We start from the raw sequence: 17,031 nt of genomic DNA, 5'->3' as shown, positions 1-17,031 counted from the left end.
GCCTTCTAGCAGCATGAACCGGCGATTGCCAGTTGCGATGCGGACAGCCACCGGCCATGGCGGACGCCGTTTGCAATCACCCGCCCCATGCATACATATGGCCAATCGAATCACTCGTACCGCGCGCCAATCGCCTTATCGGGATCGCGCGAATCGGAGCTAAAAATGTCGAATGAACTGAGCATGCACGCCACGACCATCGTGACGGTGCGCAAGGGCAACAAGGTGGTGATCGCCGGCGACGGCCAGGTCAGCCTTGGCCAGACCATCATGAAAGGCAACGCCAAAAAGGTGCGCCGCATCGGCAAAGGCGGCAATGTCATTGCCGGTTTCGCCGGCGCCACGGCGGACGCTTTCACCCTTCTGGAGCGGCTCGAAGCCAAGCTCGAACAATATCCCGACCAGTTGACGCGCGCCTGCGTCGAGCTCGCCAAGGACTGGCGCACCGACCGTTATCTGCGCCGGCTGGAAGCGATGATGCTGGTGGCCGACAAGTCGGTTTCGCTGGCGCTGACCGGCACCGGCGACGTACTGGAGCCCGAATTCGGCGTCATGGCCATCGGTTCCGGCGGCAACTATGCGCTGGCCGCTGCCCGCGCGCTGATGGACAGCGACAAGGATGCCGAGGAGATCGCCCGCAAGGCGATGCAGATCGCCTCCGACATTTGCGTCTACACCAACAACAACTTTGTTGTCGAAACGCTCGATGCCGGCTAACCCGCCGGTGCTCTATGATTTTCGACCGGTTGCCGAAAAAGACCTGCCCATGATCGCCGGCTGGCTGGCCGAGTCGCATGTCGCCGAATGGTGGGACGATCCGGAGACGGAAATCGCCGAAATCCGGGAGCACATCGACTCTATTTCTGTAGAGCCGCTGATCGTCGAGCTCGACGGCAGGCCGATCGCCTATCTGCAGAGCTACGATCCGCATCTGGAAGACGGCCATCCCTATGCCGACCAGCCGTTCGGCACGCTCGGCATCGACCTGTCGATCGGCGTGCCGGACCTGGTCGGCAAAGGTCATGGCTCGGCTATCGTCAGGCAATTCGTCGAGCAACTGTTCGAGGAAGGCGCGCCGCGCGTCATCATCGATCCGCATCCCGACAATGGTCGCGCCATCCGCGCCTATGAAAAGGCGGGCTTCAGGGCTATCGATCGCAGGCACTCTAGATATGGGGACGTCGTGCTGATGGCTGTCGGTGCCAAAGAGAGCGACGCGGAAGAAGGGGAATGAGTTGATGGCGACACCGGGCACTGCCAAAAATTACTCGGCCTACGAAGACAGCTGGCGCATGGGGCTTCTGCTCGTGCTCGCTCTGCTCATCTTCCAGGCCGGCGCGCTTTACGGCATGGGCCGCACGCCGATCTGCACCTGCGGTTACGTCAAACTCTGGCACGGTGTGGTGAACAGTTCGGAGAATTCCCAGCATATTTCCGACTGGTACACGTTCTCGCACATCATCCACGGCTTCCTGTTCTACGCCTTGGCCTGGTTCCTCTTCCCGCGCTCGCCAATCGGTCTGCGCCTGGCTTTCGCCGTTGTCATCGAGGGCGGCTGGGAACTCCTGGAAAACAGCCCGTTCATCATCGAGCGCTACCGCGCCGGCACCATTTCGCTGGATTACTATGGCGACTCGATCATCAATTCGGTGTCCGACACGCTGGCCATGGTGCTGGGGTTTGTGATGGCCAGAAAGCTACCTATATGGGTGGTCGTCGGCCTCGCCCTCATCTTCGAACTGGGTGTCGGCTACCTCATCCGGGACAATCTGACGCTCAACGTGATCATGCTGCTGCATCCGTTCGAGTCCATCAAGCAGTGGCAAAGTGGAATCTAGTGATATGACCACCTTCTCTCCCCGTGAAATCGTTTCGGAACTCGACCGCTTCATCATCGGCCAGAAGGACGCCAAGCGCGCCGTGGCCATTGCCTTGCGCAATCGCTGGCGCCGCCAGCAGCTGGAAGGCCAGATGCGCGAAGAGGTGATGCCGAAGAACATCCTGATGATCGGCCCGACCGGCGTCGGCAAGACCGAGATCTCGCGCCGCCTGGCGCGACTCGCCGGTGCGCCTTTCGTCAAGGTCGAGGCCACCAAGTTCACCGAAGTCGGCTATGTCGGCCGCGATGTCGAGCAGATCATCCGCGATCTGGTCGAGATCGCCATCGGCCTGGTGCGCGAGAAGATGCGCGAGGACGTCAAGGCCCGCGCCCATCTCAACGCCGAGGAGCGCGTGCTGGAAGCCCTGGTCGGCAAGACGGCTAGCCCGGCGACCCGCGATAGTTTCCGCAAGAAGCTGCGCGACGGCGAGCTCGACGACAAGGAGATCGAGATCGAGGTTGCCGACACCGGCACCGGCGGCATGCCCGGCTTCGAGATCCCCGGCATGCCGGGCGCTAATATCGGCGTGCTCAACATCAACGACATGCTGTCGAAGGCGATGGGTGGCAAGAAGACCAAGGCGCGCAAGACGACGGTCAAGGAGTCCTACGCGCTGTTGGTCAACGACGAGTCCGACAAGCTGCTCGACCAAGACGAGGTGGTGCGCCGGGCGCTCGACGCGACCGAAAATGACGGCATCGTCTTCCTCGACGAGATCGACAAGATCGCCTCGCGCGAAGGCGGCATGGGCGCCGGCGTCTCGCGCGAAGGCGTGCAGCGCGACCTGCTGCCGCTGATCGAAGGCACGACGGTGGCGACCAAATACGGACCGTTGAAGACCGACCACATACTGTTCATCGCCTCGGGCGCCTTCCATGTCTCCAAGCCGTCCGACCTGTTGCCGGAATTGCAGGGCCGCCTGCCGATCCGTGTCGAGTTGCGGGCGCTGGAGAAGGACGATTTCATTCGCATCCTCACCGAGACCGAGGCCAGCCTCATCAAGCAGTATATCGCGCTGATGAAGACCGAAGGCGTCGACCTCACCTTCACCGACGATGCCATCGATTCGCTGGCCGGCATCGCTGTCGACCTCAACGCTAGCGTCGAAAACATCGGAGCGAGACGCCTGCAGACGGTGATGGAGCGCGTGCTGGACGAGATCTCCTACGACGCGCCCGACCGCAACGGCACCAGCGTCGCCATCGATGCCGCCTATGTGGAAAAGCATGTCGGCGACCTCTCGCGAAACACAGATTTGTCGCGATTCATCCTTTAAACGAGGGCGCCGGTTCATCCGGCGCCGGTATTAGAGCGCCGCGCGTCCTTTGGACGCGCAAAGGTCGCTCTAGCAGTATTGAATCGACGTATCGGACTTTCCAAAAATCGGTTTCGATCTTTGGGCCGATGCTTAGGCAACAATCCGGCTAACAGGTTGATGTGTGGCCGGATGGTATCATCGGACCACCTTTCGTCTTGCCGGCTGCAGGGGCGCTCTCGACTCGACCGGGAGCTTTACCTAGTTTGCGCGGCAATTCTCTAGGCGGCGGCGCATGAAAAAACTGATCCTGCTCATTCTCGGCTTGACGCTGGCGGCGACGCTGTTCGCGGCTGACGCGGCGACATTGGTGCCGGCGGGCAACCGCAATGCCGTGCAACCTGACATACCGGGCGCCTCGAGCCGCCGCACCCAGGCGACCAACACCACTTTCCAAGCCAAATACCGCAAGGTCTACGCCTTGCTTCAGAACGACGCCGAACTGCGCGCCAAGATCAGGAAGGCCGCCGCTGCCTACGGCATCAATCCTTTGCACATCGTCGGCGCCATCGTCGGCGAGCACACCTACAATGTCGACGCCTACGACCGGCTGCAGACCTACTACGTCAAGGCGATCTCCTACCTCTCCAGCAAGCTGTCCTTCGCCTATGACGGCGAGGACATCACCGATTTCGTGCAGCGGCCGGAATTCAAGAAATGCACGATGTCGGACAGCTACGACCTGTGGGAATGCCGCGAGCAGGTGTGGAACCGATCCTTCCGCGGCAAGACGGTCGGCGGCACAAGCTTTCCCAACGACCGCTTCGGCGCCACCTTCTTCCAGCCCTATTATGCCGGCCAGACCTTTGGCCTCGGCCAGCTCAACCCGCTGACCGCGCTGCAGATGAGCGATCTCGTGCACAAGGTGTCGGGGCTGCCCGAACTCGATGTCGGCGATCCCAATGGGGTCTACAAGACCATCATGGATCCGGATCTGACATTGCCCTACGTCGCAGCGACGATCAGGAAGTCGATCGACGCCTACAAAAACATTGCCGGCTTCGACATCTCAGGCAATCCGGGGCTGACCGCCACGCTCTACAATGTCGGCAATCCCGAGCAGCGCGCCTATGCGCTGAAAGCAGAGAACGACAAGCGCCGCGCCGCGGGTGAGACGGTCAAACTGCCCGAGGAGAATTATTACGGCTGGCTGGTCAACGACAAGCTGGACGAGCTGAAGGCGCTGTTTTAGCGGGCTTAGCTCAGCCGTCTACCTCCCCCTTTGTGGGGAGGTCGGACCGCAGGTCCGGGTGGGGCCGGTGCCGCACCCCCGCCCCGCTGCTTCGCAGCGACCCTCCCCACAAGGGGAAAGGTAAAACTTACGCTGCCAGCAACGACTTCAGCTTCACATCCGGCGACCCCAACGCCTCCGGCGCCGGCCTAGCCCGCTTGGCGATCAGCATCTCGGCCAGCCTGATGTCGCGCGCCACGGCATTGCCCGTACCGAGGCCGCTCGCCGCCACCAGCCTGCCATCCTCGGCCAGATGAAACAGAATAAAAGCACCGTCGCCGAGATCGCGGCGGACCGTGCTTTTGCCCTCGTCCGAAAGGCCGGCGATCTGCAGCGACAAACCATACTGATCCGACCAGAACCATGGCACCGCGGCATGCGCTTCGCGGGCGCCCAGCATGTTCTTCGCGGCCAGCGCACCCTGTTCCTGCGCATTGCGCCAGGCTTCCAGCCGCACCCGCCGGCCAGCATAGACAGCGAGCGGAAACGAGCAGCAATCGCCGGCGGCGAAGATGTTGGGATCGATTGTTTGGAGTTCGCCATTGACGGCGATGCCGTTATCGACGGTCAGGCCCGCTTCCGCGGCAAGCCCGGTCACCGGCACGGCGCCGATGCCGATGACGGCGAGATCGGCGACGATGTCCTGCCCATCGGCGAGCATGATGTGCACCTCAGCGCCGTCGTCGGCGATATCAGCGATGCCCTGACCGGTGAGCACGGTCACGCCTTCGGCCTCATGCGCCTGATGGATGATTTCAGCGATCTCCGCCGGCACCCCGCGCATGAGGATGCGCGGCTGCGCCTCAATGACCGTGACGCTGGCCCCGAGCTTGCGCGCCGAAGCGGCGAGCTCCAGGCCGATAAAGCCACCACCAATGATGGCGATGCGGTTTGCCGGGCTGAGGTGGGCGCGAATGGCCAGCGCGTCGGCAAAGGTGCGGAGGTAGACGCAGCGCGACCCCAATCCCGGCATCGGCAGCTTGCGCGGTGTCGAGCCGGTCGCCAGCAGCAGCTTGTCGTAGGGCAGGGCCGAACCGTCCGACAGCCGCACCATATGCGCCGGGCGGTCGATCGCCACCGCTTGAACGGAATGGATATGCCGGATCGATTTCTCGGCCAGAATTTCGTCGCTGGCGATCGTCTTGATCTCGGCCGCGTCGCTCGTCATTGCGTCCTTGGACAGGGGCGGCCGCTCATAGGGCAGATGGGGTTCGTCACCCACCAGCGTCACCGGCCCGTCATAGCCCAGTTCGCGCAGAGCAAGGGCTGCCCGCCCGCCGCACTCGCCGGCGCCAATGATGACCATTCCCGCCTGCATGGTCCTACCCGATCTGGATCAGCACTTTGCCGGCCTCGACCTTTACCGGATAGGTGGCGAGATTGACGCAAACCGGCGCGCCGCGTGCCGCCCCCGTCTTGTAATTGAAGCGGCCATTGTGCTTGGGGCACTCGATGATGTCATCCATCACCAGCCCGTCGGCCAGATGCACCTTTTCGTGCGTGCACAGGCCATCGGTGGCGAAGTAGTCGTCATCGGGGCTGCGATAGATGGCGAAGGTGCGGCCGCCATGATCGAAGCGCATCACATCTTCTTCGTCGATGTCGCCGGCAGCACAGGCTTCGATCCAGTCGCTCATGTGTTCCTCCCAAAAGCAATTCCAGGAAAAGTGCGTTGCGGTTTTCCGTTCGGAGTTGCGTCAAAACAAAAGCTTGATCGCGCGATCATTCCGCCGCGGCGGCGACGGCGTCGTTGTGGAGTTCCTCGCGGTACGGCCGCGCCGTCGGCGGCAGTTCGCGCTTGAGGAAATAGTCCTCGTTGCGCAGCTGGCGCAAAAAGGCCGGGATCATCTCGCGATAGCCCGCCAGGATCGACGGCGTCGGCGCCGGCAGATCGTGCTTGATCAGCGCATGCAGTTTAGGCAGCGCATGATAGGGCACCATCGGGAACATGTGGTGTTCGACGTGATAGTTCATGTTCCAGTAGATGAAGCGGCTGACCGGGTTCATGTAGACGGTGCGGCTGTTCAGCCGGTGGTCGACGACATTTTCCGCGAGCCCGCCATGCTGCAGCAGGCCGACCATGACATGATGCCAGGCGCCGTAGAGCCGGGGCAGCCCGACCAGCATCAGCGGCAGCCATGAACCGAAATACAGTGCGATCGCGATGGTGACGGCATAGATGGCCGTCCAGATTCGGGCGATGCGAATGGCTTTAGGCTGCTCCTGTTCGGGGATAAAAGTTTTTTCCGCCGCGCTGATATTGCCGGCGGCGTTGCGCAGCATGTCCGACATCGCCTTCCAAGCGTCGATCACGCCGACGAAAGCAAGCGCGACGCGCAACAGGTCCGGCGGGCGCATCACCGAGATTTCCGGGTCGCGGCCGACGATGATGGTGTCGGTGTGGTGGCGGGTGTGGCTCCAGCGCCAGGTCACCGGATTGCGCATGATCATGAAGCAGGCGATCTGGTAAACCGCGTCGTTCATCCACTGGGTGCGGAAGGCGGTGCCGTGGCCGCATTCGTGCCAGCGTGAGTCGGTGGAGGAGCCGTAGAGCACGCCATAGACGAAGAAGAACGGCACGCACCACCAGCTGCCCCAGAACCAGGCGCCGCCGGCGGCACTCAGGATCAGCGCGGCCAGCCAGATCGTGGTGTCGCGGATCGCCGGCCCATCGGAGCGCTGCATCAGCTCCTTCATCTGCTTGCGCGGAATATCGGTGTGATACCACTCGGCCGCCGACAGGCCGGTCTCGACGGCGAGCTTGGCGTCGCGGCCGATCAGGCTGTAGTCGCGCCGGGACGGTGGTGTGGATAGTGTCGCTTCCATAGGGGCTGCCTCCGTCGGCCACAGCATCCGTCAGGATGGATATGTCCATTACAGGCGCCTGTGTCCGAGCGCAAAATAGCGCCATGCGGTGATAGTCTCAATATCACAAAGATAGTTTCTATCATTTTGCATCAGAACGATGTAAGCAGTTGCAGGCACTCATGCGGGACAGTCATGGCAAAACGGCCAACCATCACCGATCTGGCGCGCATCTCCGGCGTTAGCGTCGCCACTGTCGACAGGGTGCTGAACAACCGGCTGCCGGTGCGCGAGGAAACCGCGCGCCGCGTCTATGAGGCGGCGACCGGCATCGGCTACCACGCCGCCGGGCTGATCAAGCGGCGCATGCGCCAGGAATTGCCGGAATATCGCCTCGGCTTTCTGTTGCTGCGGGGCAATGATGTTTTCTACGGCGATTTCGCGCGGGAGCTCGAAATGGCGTTCTCGCAATCGCAGCGCTTCCGCGGCGTCGCCACCATCGATTTCGCCAGCTCGCTAGCCGCCGACGAGATCGCCGCCCAGATGCGCAAGCTGGCAGCGAAATCCAGAGCAATCGCCGTTGTCGGTCCGGACCATCCGACGCTGACGGCGGTCGTGGAGTCGCTGAAAGCGAGGGGGCAACCTGTCTTCTCGCTGCTGTCCGACTTTGCCGCTGGCATCCGTGAGGGATATGTCGGCCTCGACAATCGCAAGGTCGGTCGCACCGCGGCCTGGATGATCGCCAGGGCGGCAAAGAACCCCGGCAAGGTCGCCCTTTTCGTCGGCAGTCATCGCTTCCACGGCCATGAACTGCGCGAGATCGGATTTCGCTCCTTCTTCCGCGAACATGCGCCGGACTTCACGGTGATGGAAACGCTGGTCAATCTGGAAGCCAACCAGGTCACCCACGATGCGATGATCGATCTCCTGGTGCGGTATCCGGATCTTGCCGGCTGCTATGTCGCCGGCGGCGGCATGGAAGGCGCGGTCTCGGCGCTGCGGGCTGCGAAGCCCGCAAGCATGCCGGTGGTCGTCTGCAACGAGATCAACGCCGAATCGCGCGCGGCACTCGCCGACAACATCCTGACTATGGTGATCTCGACGCCGCTCGCCGCCTTGTGCCGCGAGCTTGTCGACCTGATGGCGCATTCCATCGAGGCCGGCGCCGCCAACGCGCCGGGCCAGACCTTTCTGCCCTTCGACATCTATCTGCCGGAAAATATCTAACGCGTTCTGCCGCGCCGACCCGTTCGGCGTGGGCTCTCCCGGCGATGATAGAATCTATCAGAGTCTGCCTTCAGACTCGGCCTGGGCCGCTGTCGGCCTTGATTCGACGTGAAATTGCGGCGCGGCGACCGAAAATCCGCTTTCCGACTTAGGAATCGCTCTTGACGTCTCGCGAAAAAATGGAATAAATATTTCATCAGATTGGTATTTTGGTTCTTTCGTTCCGGAACATCTGTTTCAAACCGGGAGCTTGGCGTTCCATCCCTTGGACAAAACGCCATACGGAACAGGAAGGCATCAGGGAGAGATTCCTCGGGCTATCGGGGATTCCGGGTAGATCGGTGCAGCCGGACACCAATGTGGAGGAGAAACACAATGAAGAAACTGATTTTGGGCGTCGCCTTTGCGGCGCTGATGAGTTCGTCCGCTTTTGCCGCCAAGGTCGGCGTGTCGATGGCCAAGTTCGACGACAACTTCCTCACCGTGCTGCGCAACGGCATGATCGAGCAGGCCAAGGGCATGAGCGGCGTGGAACTGCAGGTCGAGGACGCGCAGAACGACGTCGCCAAGCAGCTCGACCAGATCAAGAACTTCGCCGCCTCGGGCGTCGACGCCATCATCGTCAACCCGGTCGATACCTCGGCCACGCAGGCGATGTCGGACGCCGCCGCAGCCGCCAAGATCCCGTTGGTCTATGTCAACCGCCAGCCGGTCAATGTCGACACGCTGCCGGACAACCAGGCCTTCGTCGCGTCGAACGAGGCCGATTCCGGCACGCTCGAGACCAAGGAAGTCTGCCGCCTGTTCACCGAGGCCGGCAAGAAGGAAGCCAATGTCTATGTCATCATGGGCGAGCTTTCCAACCAGGCCGCCGTGCAGCGCACCAAGGACATCGAAGAGGTGATCGCCACGCCGGAGTGCAGCTTCATCAAGATCATCGACAAGCAGACTTCGAACTGGAACCGCGACGAAGCGCAGAACCTGATGACCAACTGGCTGTCAACCGGCAAGCCGTTCGACGGCGTCATCGCCAACAATGACGAAAGCGCCATCGGCGCCATCCAGGCGATGAAGGCCGCCAACATCGACATGAAGACGGTTGTCGTCGGTGGGGTCGACGCCACGCAGGACGCGCTTGCCGCCATGCAGGCCGGCGACCTCGATGCCACCGTGTTCCAGGATGCGGCCGGCCAGGGCGCCGGCGCTCTGGACGCAGCGCTGAAGCTCGCCAAGGGCGAGAAGGTCGAGCACAAGGTCTACGTGCCCTTCCAACTCGTGACGCCAGCCAACATCGACAAGTTCCTGAAGAAGAACTGAGCCGGCAACTCGTTCGACTAACGGAGCGGCGCATCAATCGCGCCGCTCCTGTTTCCCTCACCGCCCTTACGTGCGGGAGGGCAAATGCCGCCTCACGGAGGACAGACATGTCACAGACATCTCATGGCGTCGGCGGGGTCAGCTATGACGCGAAGAGGCGGACATGGCCGGCCGAATTCAACGTCTTCCTGGCGCTGGTCATTCTGGTCGTCATCTTCGAACTGATCGGCCGCATCTTTCTTGGCGACAGCTTCCTGTTCAACACGCGCGACAACGTCGCCGGGATCTTCAATGAGGCCCGCCTGCAGATCATCATCCTGCAGGTGTCGATCGTCGGCATCATCGCCATCGGCGTCACGCAGGTGATCATTTGCGGCGGCATCGACCTGTCCTCGGGCTCGATCGTCGGCGCCACCGCCATGATCGCCATGAGTTTTGCCCAGGTGGCGACGGTCAACGGTAACCCCAACCCCAAGGCGATGTTCCTGGCGCAAGGCTGGACCGACCTGCCGGTGATCGTGCCGGTACTGGTCGCCATCGGCTGCGGTCTGCTCGCCGGTCTCGTCAACGGCTCCTTGATTGCCTATACGCGCATTCCACCGTTCATCGCCACGCTCGGCATGATGGTGACCGCGCGCGGCATTGCCAAATGGTGGTCCAAGGGCCAGCCGATCTCGTTCCCGACCGAAAGTTTCGCTGGCATCGGCAAGGGGCTGATGCCGGTCATCATCTTCCTGTCGCTGGCGGTGCTGTTCCAGCTGATCATGACCTACACACGCTACGGCAAGCACTGCTACGCCATCGGCTCCAACGAGGATGCCGCGCGCATGTCGGGGATCAAGATCGCCAACCACAAGATCCTCGTCTATGTCATTGCCGGCATCCTCGCCGCGCTGGCCGCCGTCGTGCTCTCCTCCAAGAACCTGACGGCACAGTCCGGCATGGGCGTCATGTACGAGCTCGACGCCATCGCCATGGCGGTCATCGGCGGCGTCTCTTTGTCGGGCGGCCGCGGTTCGATCGTCGGCACGGTGATCGGCGCGCTGATCTTCGGCGTCATCATTTCCGGCTTCACCTTCCTGCGCCTCGACGCCTACTATCAGGAGATGGTGAAGGGCGTGATCATCGTCGGCGCGGTCGTTCTCGACCAATGGCGCCAGCGCATGCGGGCATTGAGGGCTTGACCATGCCAGATATCTCCACGACAGACATCGTCCTGAAGACCGAAAACCTGACCAAACGCTATGGCGGCGTGCACGCGCTGGAAGGCGCCAATTTCGAGCTGCGCAAGGGCGAGCATGTCGCCATCATGGGCGACAATGGCGCCGGCAAATCGACCTTCGTGCGCCAGATCACCGCCGTCGAGCAACGCACCAGTGGCCAGATCTGGTTCGACGGCAGGGAAGTGAATTTTGCCGGGCCGATCGAAGCGCGCACGGCGGGCATCGAGACCGTGTTCCAGAACCTGGCGCTGGCCGACGATCTCGACGTGCCGTCGAACCTGTTCCTCGGCCGCGAAAAGGTGCTTTTCAATCTCGGGCCGTTCTCGATCCTCGACCGCAAATACATGCGCAAGGCGACCGAGGCGGCGCTGATCCGCACGGCAGTGAAAATCCCCAATTTGTCCAACACCATTCGCCACATGTCGGGCGGCCAGCGCCAGTGCGTTGCGATCGCCCGGACCGCGACCTTCGCCTCCAAGCTGATCATCATGGACGAGCCGACGGCAGCCCTTGGCGTGCAGGAGACGGCGCAGGTCGAGAACATCATCCGCACGCTGAAGGACAATGGCGAGCCGCTGATCCTGATCAGCCACAACATGCGCCAGGTGTTCGACCTGTGCGACCGCATCGTCGTCTTCCGGCGCGGCCGCATCGTCGCCAACCTGCGCAAGGAAAACACCGACGGCAACGACATCGTCTCCTACATCACCGGCGCCAAGACCGGGGAGGCGGAACTCGCGGCCTGAACAGGATGGTCATCCTGTTTTCTGGCGTGCTCGAAAAATTATCTTGCCACCTTTCTCAAAAGGAAGGTGGAGACACAACTCTCTCGAACCCATCCCCCTAGAGGAAATACCCCATGACTGTTCGTTTCGCCCTCCTCGGTGCCGGCCGCATCGGCAAGGTCCATGCCCGCGCCGTCGGCTCCAACCCGCAGGCCAGACTGGTGGCCGTTGCCGACGCTTTTGAAAAGGCGGCGACCGAACTGGCAACCGCCTATGGCGCCGAAGTGCGCACCATCGACGCGATCGAGAAGGCCAAGGACATCGACGCCGTGGTCATCTGCACGCCGACCGACACCCATGCCGATCTGATCGAGCGTTTCGCCAAGGCCGGCAAGGCGATCTTCTGCGAGAAGCCGATCGACCTCGACGTCAAGCGCGTCGAGAAGTGCCTGGCCGTGGTCGACAAGGCCAAGGCGACGCTGATGGTCGGCTTCAACCGCCGCTTCGATCCGCACTTCGCCGCCGTGCGCAAGGCGATCGACGACGGCGCCATCGGTACTGTCGAGATGGTCACCATCACCTCGCGCGATCCGGGCGCGCCGCCGGTCGATTACATCAAGCGCTCGGGCGGCATTTTTCGCGACATGACCATCCACGATTTCGACATGGCGCGCTTCCTGCTCGGCGAAGAGGTGGCGGCGGTCAGCGCCCATGCTTCGGTGCTGGTCGACAAGAAGATCGGCGAGGCCGGCGATTTCGATTCGGTCAGCGTCATCCTCGAAACCGCGTCCGGGAAGCAGGCCGTCATCTCCAATTCGCGCCGCGCCACCTATGGCTACGACCAGCGCATCGAGGTGCATGGCTCCAAAGGCATGGTCGCCGCCGAAAACCAGCGGCCGGTGTCGATAGAGGTCGCCAACGAGAAGGGCTATACGCGCCCGCCGCTGCACGATTTCTTCATGACCCGCTATCTCGACGCCTACGCCATCGAGATTGCCGCTTTCATCACTGCTGCAACCTCGGGCAAGAAGGCATCGCCGAGCGGCGCCGACGGCCTCGTGGCGCTGAAGCTGGCCGATGCCGCGCTGAAGTCGGCGACATCAGGCAAGACCGTCCGTCTCGACAAGTAAGAACCGGAACCAAGGCACAGGAGCAGAGCGATGAGCACATCCGCCGATCGCAATTCGAACACGCGCGCCATCGTCACCGGCGGTGCGCAAGGCATCGGCTTTGCCGTCGCCGAAGCGCTGGCCGACGAGGGCTGCAAGGCGCTGGCGCTCATCGGCCGCTCGCAGGAGAAGGGCGACAAGGCGGTCGCCCACTTCAAGAAGGCCGGCGTCGATGCGATCTTCATCAGCGCCGACGTCTCGAAAGTGGCGGACTGCAAGCGTGCGGTGGCAACCGCGATCTCGCATTTCGGCACCATCAACGCGCTGGTCAACGCCGCCGCCACGTCCGCGCGTGGTTCACTTGTCGAAACTTCGGAAGAGGTGTTCGACCAGATTTTCCACACCAATGTGCGTGGTCCCTTCTTCCTGATGCAGGGCGTGGTGGCGCATCTGCTGGACAAGAAGGCGCCGGGCTCGATCGTCAACGTGCTGTCGATGTCGGCACATTGCGGCCAGTCGTTCCTTGCGCCCTATTCCTCGAGCAAGGGCGCGCTGGCGACGCTGACCAAGAACGTCGCCAACGCCTATCGTTTCAACCGCATCCGCTGCAACGCCGTGCTGCCGGGCTGGATGGACACCGAGGGCGAGGACATCGTGCAGAAGAAATGGCACGGTGCCTCCGACGACTGGCTGGCAAAGGCAGAGGCCGGCCAGCCCATGGGCCAACTGGTGAAGCCCGACCAACTGGCGCGGCTGATCAGCTACATGGCCAGCCCGCAATCCGGTGTCATGACCGGCTCGCTGGTTGACTACGACCAGAACGTCGCGGGGACCTCGCCGGAGTAGCCTCAAACCCTGTTGCAGCAACATCGCCATTCCCACATAGTCCTGATAGTCAGGCTAGTCACGAGCATGCGATGCTAACGTCATCCAAAGACACCAACTGGACGGTTGCCGGGGCAAAAGCCCGGCTCTCCGAGGTCATCGAGCGCGCACAGTCCTCGCCGCAGACGATCACCAAGAACGGCAAACCAAGCGTGGTTGTCGTCTCGGCCGAGGAATGGCAGCGCAAGATCGCACGCAAGGGTACGCTTGCCGAGTTCCTGCTGGACTCGCCGCTGCGCGGCGCCGATCTCGAGCTTGAACGTCAGCGCGACGAACCGCGTGACCTGCCGCAGTGAGACTGCTGCTCGACACGAATGTCCTGTCCGAGGTGACGAGGCCAGCGCCTGACGCACGTGTCCTGGGCTGGCTGGACGAGCTTGATGAGGACCGCTCCTTCATCAGCGTAGTGTCGATCGCCGAGATCTGGCGCGGCGTCTCTCTGATGGATGAGGGCCGCAAACGCGAGGCGCTGGCCGAATGGCTCGCCCGGGACCTGCCCCAGCGCTTCGAACAGCGGGTTTTGCCGGTGGACGATGCGGTTGCCTTGGCCTGGGGCGACCTGATGGGTCTTGCGAAGCGCCGCGGTCGTGGTCTGTCGTCGATGGACGGCCTGATCGCAGCCACTGCGATTGCGCACGAGCTCACCTTGGCAACGTGCAATACGAAAGATTTCGAAGGCTTTGGGCTTGAACTCTTCGATCCCTGGACCGCATGAGCCGCTCCGCGTTATACGTGTTGGCGATTGGCGAACCGCCGGCACTTCGTCATCCACGGGCGGAGCAAGGAGCGTGGCGACGCAGCGCAGACCCGAGGATCCATGCCGCGACTTCAGAGCGCTGCTACGGTCCAGAATTCTGCTCTGCCGCACTCCACGGCCCAGGTCACGGAATGGATCCCAGGGTCTCCGCGACGGAGCTTCGCTCCTGCTCCGCCCAGGGATGACGAAATCGCGAGGATTCGGCCCATCCCGAATTGTCTCCGCATACCCCACGTGACAAGCGCCTCGGCATCGACTATACGAACCTCATGATCAACCTGACCGCCACCTATTGGTACTTTACGAGCTCGCTGGCGGCGGGAGGATTGCGCTCGATCTGAAGATTGCAGCAACAAGTCCGAACAGCCGCCAGACCTGGCGGCTTTTTTGTATCAGCCGGCAGGTCTCCTAAAAACAGGAGCAGAAAGCCGTGTTGACCACCACAGACGATCTTCGGGTCAAGGAAATCCGAGAATTGAGTACGCCGGACGAGGTGATGCGGGAGATCCCGCGCACGCTGACGGCAACGCGCACCGTGAGCGCATCACGCAACGCCACCCATGCCATCTTGAACGGCACCGACGACCGGCTGCTTGTCATCGTCGGCCCGTGTTCGATCCACGACCCGGTCGCGGCCGTTGACTATGCCAGCCGGCTAGTGGCGCTGCGCGAGACCCTGTCCGACCGGTTGGAGATCGTCATGCGGGTCTATTTCGAAAAGCCGCGCACGACTGTCGGCTGGAAGGGCCTTATCAACGATCCCGATCTCGACGGCAGCTTTAACATCGACAAGGGGCTGCGGATGGCGCGCAACGTGCTGTCGGCGGTCAACAATCTCGGCCTGCCCTCGGCCACCGAATTTCTCGACATGACGACGCCGCAATACATTGCCGACCTCGTCGCCTGGGGCGCCATCGGCGCGCGCACCACCGAGAGCCAGATCCACCGCGAACTGGCTTCCGGCCTGTCCTGCCCGGTCGGCTTCAAGAACGGCACCGACGGCAATCTCAGGATCGCCGCCGAGGCGGTGAAATCCGCCGCCCAGCCGCATCATTTCATGGCGGTGACCAAGGGCGGACGCAGCGGCATTGCGACTACTACCGGCAATGAGGACTGCCACGTCATCCTGCGCGGCGGCGTTCAGCCGAATTACGATTCGGCGAGCGTCGAGGCGGCCTCGGTCGAACTTGCCCGCATCGGCGTCGCCCCCCGTCTGATGATCGATGTCAGCCACGCGAACTCGAGCAAGAAGCCGGAGAACCAGCCGAAGGTGGCGGCCGATGTCGCCGGCCATGTGGCAGCAGGGGACGAGCGTATCATCGGCGTCATGATCGAGAGCAATCTCGTCGCCGGCCGGCAGGACGTGGTATCAGGCAAGCCGCTCGTCTATGGCCAGAGCATCACAGATGGCTGCATCGACTGGGCGACCACAGAGACGGTGCTGCACGGCCTCGCCGGCGCCGTAGAATGGCGCCGCTCAGCCCGCCGCGCCATGATGGAGAACCGGCCGGGCGCCGCCTGATACGAGGCGATGCGCGGGAAGGACGCTGCGGCTCCCCTTGCACCCCGGCAACCGGTCTGCTAAATACTGAACCGTATGGTTCAGTATACCGACTTGGATTCCTCGTTCGCCGCGCTCTCGGACGCCACCCGGCGTGGCGTTCTGGAGCAGCTCGGACGCGCAGACGCTTCGATCACCGAGCTTGCCGGAAAGTTCCACATGACCCTCACGGGCATGAAGAAGCACGTCGGCGTCCTGGAGCAGGCGGGGCTCGTCACCACGCAGAAGGTTGGCCGCGTGCGGACCTGCAAGCTCGGCCTGCGCGGACTGGAGGAAGAGGCGGCCTGGATCGAGCGGCACCGCCTGCTCTGGGACGCACGCTTCAACGAGTTGGACAAGGTTGTCGAGGAATTGAAACGGAAGGAGAAAGCCGATGCGCCAAAGAACCGAGAGTGAGCCCACGAACAGCCGCACCACGGTCGAACGGAAGTCCGAACGGGAGCTGGTCGTCACGCGAACGGTCAACGGTCCGGCGCGCATCGTGTTCGAGGCGTGGACCAAGCCCGAGCTGTTCAAGCAGTGGTGGGTGCCGAAGTCGATGGGCATGTTCCTGCGTTCATGCGAGATGGATGCTCGTACCGGAGGCACGTACCGCCTGGTGTTCGGCCACGACGCCTCGGACCTTCACGAATTCTTCGGCAGGTATATCGAAGTGACACCCCACTCACGCCTCGTCTGGACCAATGAGGAAGGTGGTGACGGTGGACCCGTCACCACGCTGACCTTCGAGGAAAAGGGTGGCAAGACGCTGCTGGTCATGCACGAACTCTATCCCTCGAAGGAGGCTCTCGACGCGGCCGGTACCGGGGCGGCGGATGCGATGGGCGAGACGTTCGAGCAATTGGACGAGCTTCTCGTCGTCTTGGGCGAGGGCGTGAGGCGGTCATGACGTCATCGGTCTCGCGGACGGGGTAGCTGCCGCCCTCGACGACGAAAAGACCGGGACAGTGATCCGCAAGCGCCGCACCGAGGCGAAGAAACGCGGCGTCATCGCTT

At 62.6% G+C, this 17,031-nt stretch carries 20 protein-coding genes; 17 read left to right on the top strand and 3 right to left on the bottom strand.

Features of this window, described 5'->3' with window-relative positions:
• Window positions 1–165 precede the first annotated feature (165 nt).
• From hslV to NKL06_RS15515, 5 genes are all read left to right on the top strand, one after another.
• Window positions 166–717 (top strand): ATP-dependent protease subunit HslV, encoded by a 552-nt coding sequence (hslV, locus tag NKL06_RS15535; protein ID WP_023672322.1) that lies wholly within the window; start codon window positions 166–168, stop codon window positions 715–717.
• Window positions 707–1,234 (top strand): GNAT family N-acetyltransferase, encoded by a 528-nt coding sequence (locus NKL06_RS15530; protein ID WP_023694625.1) that lies wholly within the window; start codon window positions 707–709, stop codon window positions 1,232–1,234. The genes hslV and NKL06_RS15530 overlap by 11 nt, the downstream gene beginning before the upstream one ends.
• A 4-nt stretch (window positions 1,235–1,238) precedes the next feature.
• Complete coding sequence (locus NKL06_RS15525; RefSeq protein WP_023694626.1) at window positions 1,239–1,838, top strand: DUF2585 domain-containing protein; 600 nt, start codon at window positions 1,239–1,241, stop codon at window positions 1,836–1,838.
• A gap of 4 nt (window positions 1,839–1,842) precedes the next feature.
• Entirely contained in the window at window positions 1,843–3,156 is a 1,314-nt protein-coding gene (hslU, locus tag NKL06_RS15520) for an ATP-dependent protease ATPase subunit HslU (RefSeq protein ID WP_023672325.1), read from the top strand.
• A gap of 274 nt (window positions 3,157–3,430) precedes the next feature.
• Window positions 3,431–4,387: a DUF1402 family protein gene (locus NKL06_RS15515; RefSeq protein WP_023694629.1), complete on the top strand. Its 957-nt coding sequence runs from the start codon at window positions 3,431–3,433 to the stop codon at window positions 4,385–4,387.
• A 127-nt stretch (window positions 4,388–4,514) separates the two neighbouring features.
• Here the strand turns inward: NKL06_RS15515 and NKL06_RS15510 are convergent, their stop codons facing one another.
• The 3 genes from NKL06_RS15510 to NKL06_RS15500 all read right to left on the bottom strand — a co-directional run bounded on the left by NKL06_RS15510 (window position 4,515) and on the right by NKL06_RS15500 (window position 7,252).
• On the bottom strand, window positions 4,515–5,732 hold the full coding sequence (locus tag NKL06_RS15510; protein ID WP_023694630.1) for an NAD(P)/FAD-dependent oxidoreductase: 1,218 nt from the start codon (window positions 5,730–5,732) through the stop codon (window positions 4,515–4,517).
• Between the two features lie 16 nt (window positions 5,733–5,748).
• The gene (locus tag NKL06_RS15505; protein WP_023672328.1) at window positions 5,749–6,063 is read right to left on the bottom strand and encodes a MocE family 2Fe-2S type ferredoxin; all 315 of its coding nucleotides are present in this window, start codon (window positions 6,061–6,063) and stop codon (window positions 5,749–5,751) included.
• Window positions 6,064–6,148: 85 nt separating this feature from the next.
• Window positions 6,149–7,252, bottom strand: coding sequence for a fatty acid desaturase family protein (locus tag NKL06_RS15500; RefSeq protein WP_352580526.1), 1,104 nt, complete (start codon window positions 7,250–7,252; stop codon window positions 6,149–6,151).
• A gap of 174 nt (window positions 7,253–7,426) precedes the next feature.
• On the opposite strand from NKL06_RS15500, the gene NKL06_RS15495 reads away from it, so the two are divergent.
• From NKL06_RS15495 to NKL06_RS15440, 12 genes are all read left to right on the top strand, one after another.
• On the top strand, window positions 7,427–8,458 hold the full coding sequence (locus NKL06_RS15495) for a LacI family DNA-binding transcriptional regulator (protein WP_023694632.1): 1,032 nt from the start codon (window positions 7,427–7,429) through the stop codon (window positions 8,456–8,458).
• Window positions 8,459–8,833: 375 nt separating this feature from the next.
• The gene (locus tag NKL06_RS15490; protein ID WP_023684065.1) at window positions 8,834–9,775 is read left to right on the top strand and encodes a sugar ABC transporter substrate-binding protein; all 942 of its coding nucleotides are present in this window, start codon (window positions 8,834–8,836) and stop codon (window positions 9,773–9,775) included.
• A 107-nt stretch (window positions 9,776–9,882) separates the two neighbouring features.
• Window positions 9,883–10,959 carry an ABC transporter permease gene (locus tag NKL06_RS15485; protein WP_023694633.1) on the top strand — a complete coding sequence of 359 codons (1,077 nt, stop codon included), beginning with the start codon at window positions 9,883–9,885 and terminating at the stop codon, window positions 10,957–10,959.
• A 2-nt stretch (window positions 10,960–10,961) separates the two neighbouring features.
• A complete protein-coding gene (locus NKL06_RS15480; protein WP_027049093.1) occupies window positions 10,962–11,744 on the top strand; it encodes an ATP-binding cassette domain-containing protein in 783 nt (260 codons plus the stop codon).
• A gap of 113 nt (window positions 11,745–11,857) precedes the next feature.
• The gene (gene iolG, locus NKL06_RS15475) at window positions 11,858–12,853 is read left to right on the top strand and encodes an inositol 2-dehydrogenase (protein WP_023672333.1); all 996 of its coding nucleotides are present in this window, start codon (window positions 11,858–11,860) and stop codon (window positions 12,851–12,853) included.
• A gap of 30 nt (window positions 12,854–12,883) precedes the next feature.
• On the top strand, window positions 12,884–13,678 hold the full coding sequence (locus NKL06_RS15470; RefSeq protein WP_023672334.1) for an SDR family oxidoreductase: 795 nt from the start codon (window positions 12,884–12,886) through the stop codon (window positions 13,676–13,678).
• A 71-nt stretch (window positions 13,679–13,749) separates the two neighbouring features.
• Complete coding sequence (locus tag NKL06_RS15465; protein ID WP_023694635.1) at window positions 13,750–14,013, top strand: type II toxin-antitoxin system Phd/YefM family antitoxin; 264 nt, start codon at window positions 13,750–13,752, stop codon at window positions 14,011–14,013.
• A complete protein-coding gene (locus NKL06_RS15460) occupies window positions 14,010–14,432 on the top strand; it encodes a type II toxin-antitoxin system VapC family toxin (protein ID WP_023694636.1) in 423 nt (140 codons plus the stop codon). The genes NKL06_RS15465 and NKL06_RS15460 overlap by 4 nt, the downstream gene beginning before the upstream one ends.
• A gap of 257 nt (window positions 14,433–14,689) precedes the next feature.
• On the top strand, window positions 14,690–14,815 hold the full coding sequence (locus tag NKL06_RS15455) for a hypothetical protein (protein WP_280940138.1): 126 nt from the start codon (window positions 14,690–14,692) through the stop codon (window positions 14,813–14,815).
• An 89-nt stretch (window positions 14,816–14,904) separates the two neighbouring features.
• Window positions 14,905–15,996: a 3-deoxy-7-phosphoheptulonate synthase gene (locus NKL06_RS15450; RefSeq protein WP_023672337.1), complete on the top strand. Its 1,092-nt coding sequence runs from the start codon at window positions 14,905–14,907 to the stop codon at window positions 15,994–15,996.
• Window positions 15,997–16,071: 75 nt separating this feature from the next.
• Window positions 16,072–16,431: an ArsR/SmtB family transcription factor gene (locus NKL06_RS15445; RefSeq protein ID WP_023672338.1), complete on the top strand. Its 360-nt coding sequence runs from the start codon at window positions 16,072–16,074 to the stop codon at window positions 16,429–16,431.
• Window positions 16,409–16,924 carry an SRPBCC domain-containing protein gene (locus NKL06_RS15440; protein WP_023672339.1) on the top strand — a complete coding sequence of 172 codons (516 nt, stop codon included), beginning with the start codon at window positions 16,409–16,411 and terminating at the stop codon, window positions 16,922–16,924. The genes NKL06_RS15445 and NKL06_RS15440 overlap by 23 nt, the downstream gene beginning before the upstream one ends.
• The last annotated feature ends 107 nt before the right edge of the window (window positions 16,925–17,031 follow it).

Source organism: Mesorhizobium sp. C268A (assembly GCF_040324475.1).
Classification (GTDB): domain Bacteria; phylum Pseudomonadota; class Alphaproteobacteria; order Rhizobiales; family Rhizobiaceae; genus Mesorhizobium.
This window is presented reverse-complemented; position numbering and strand designations above follow the sequence as displayed.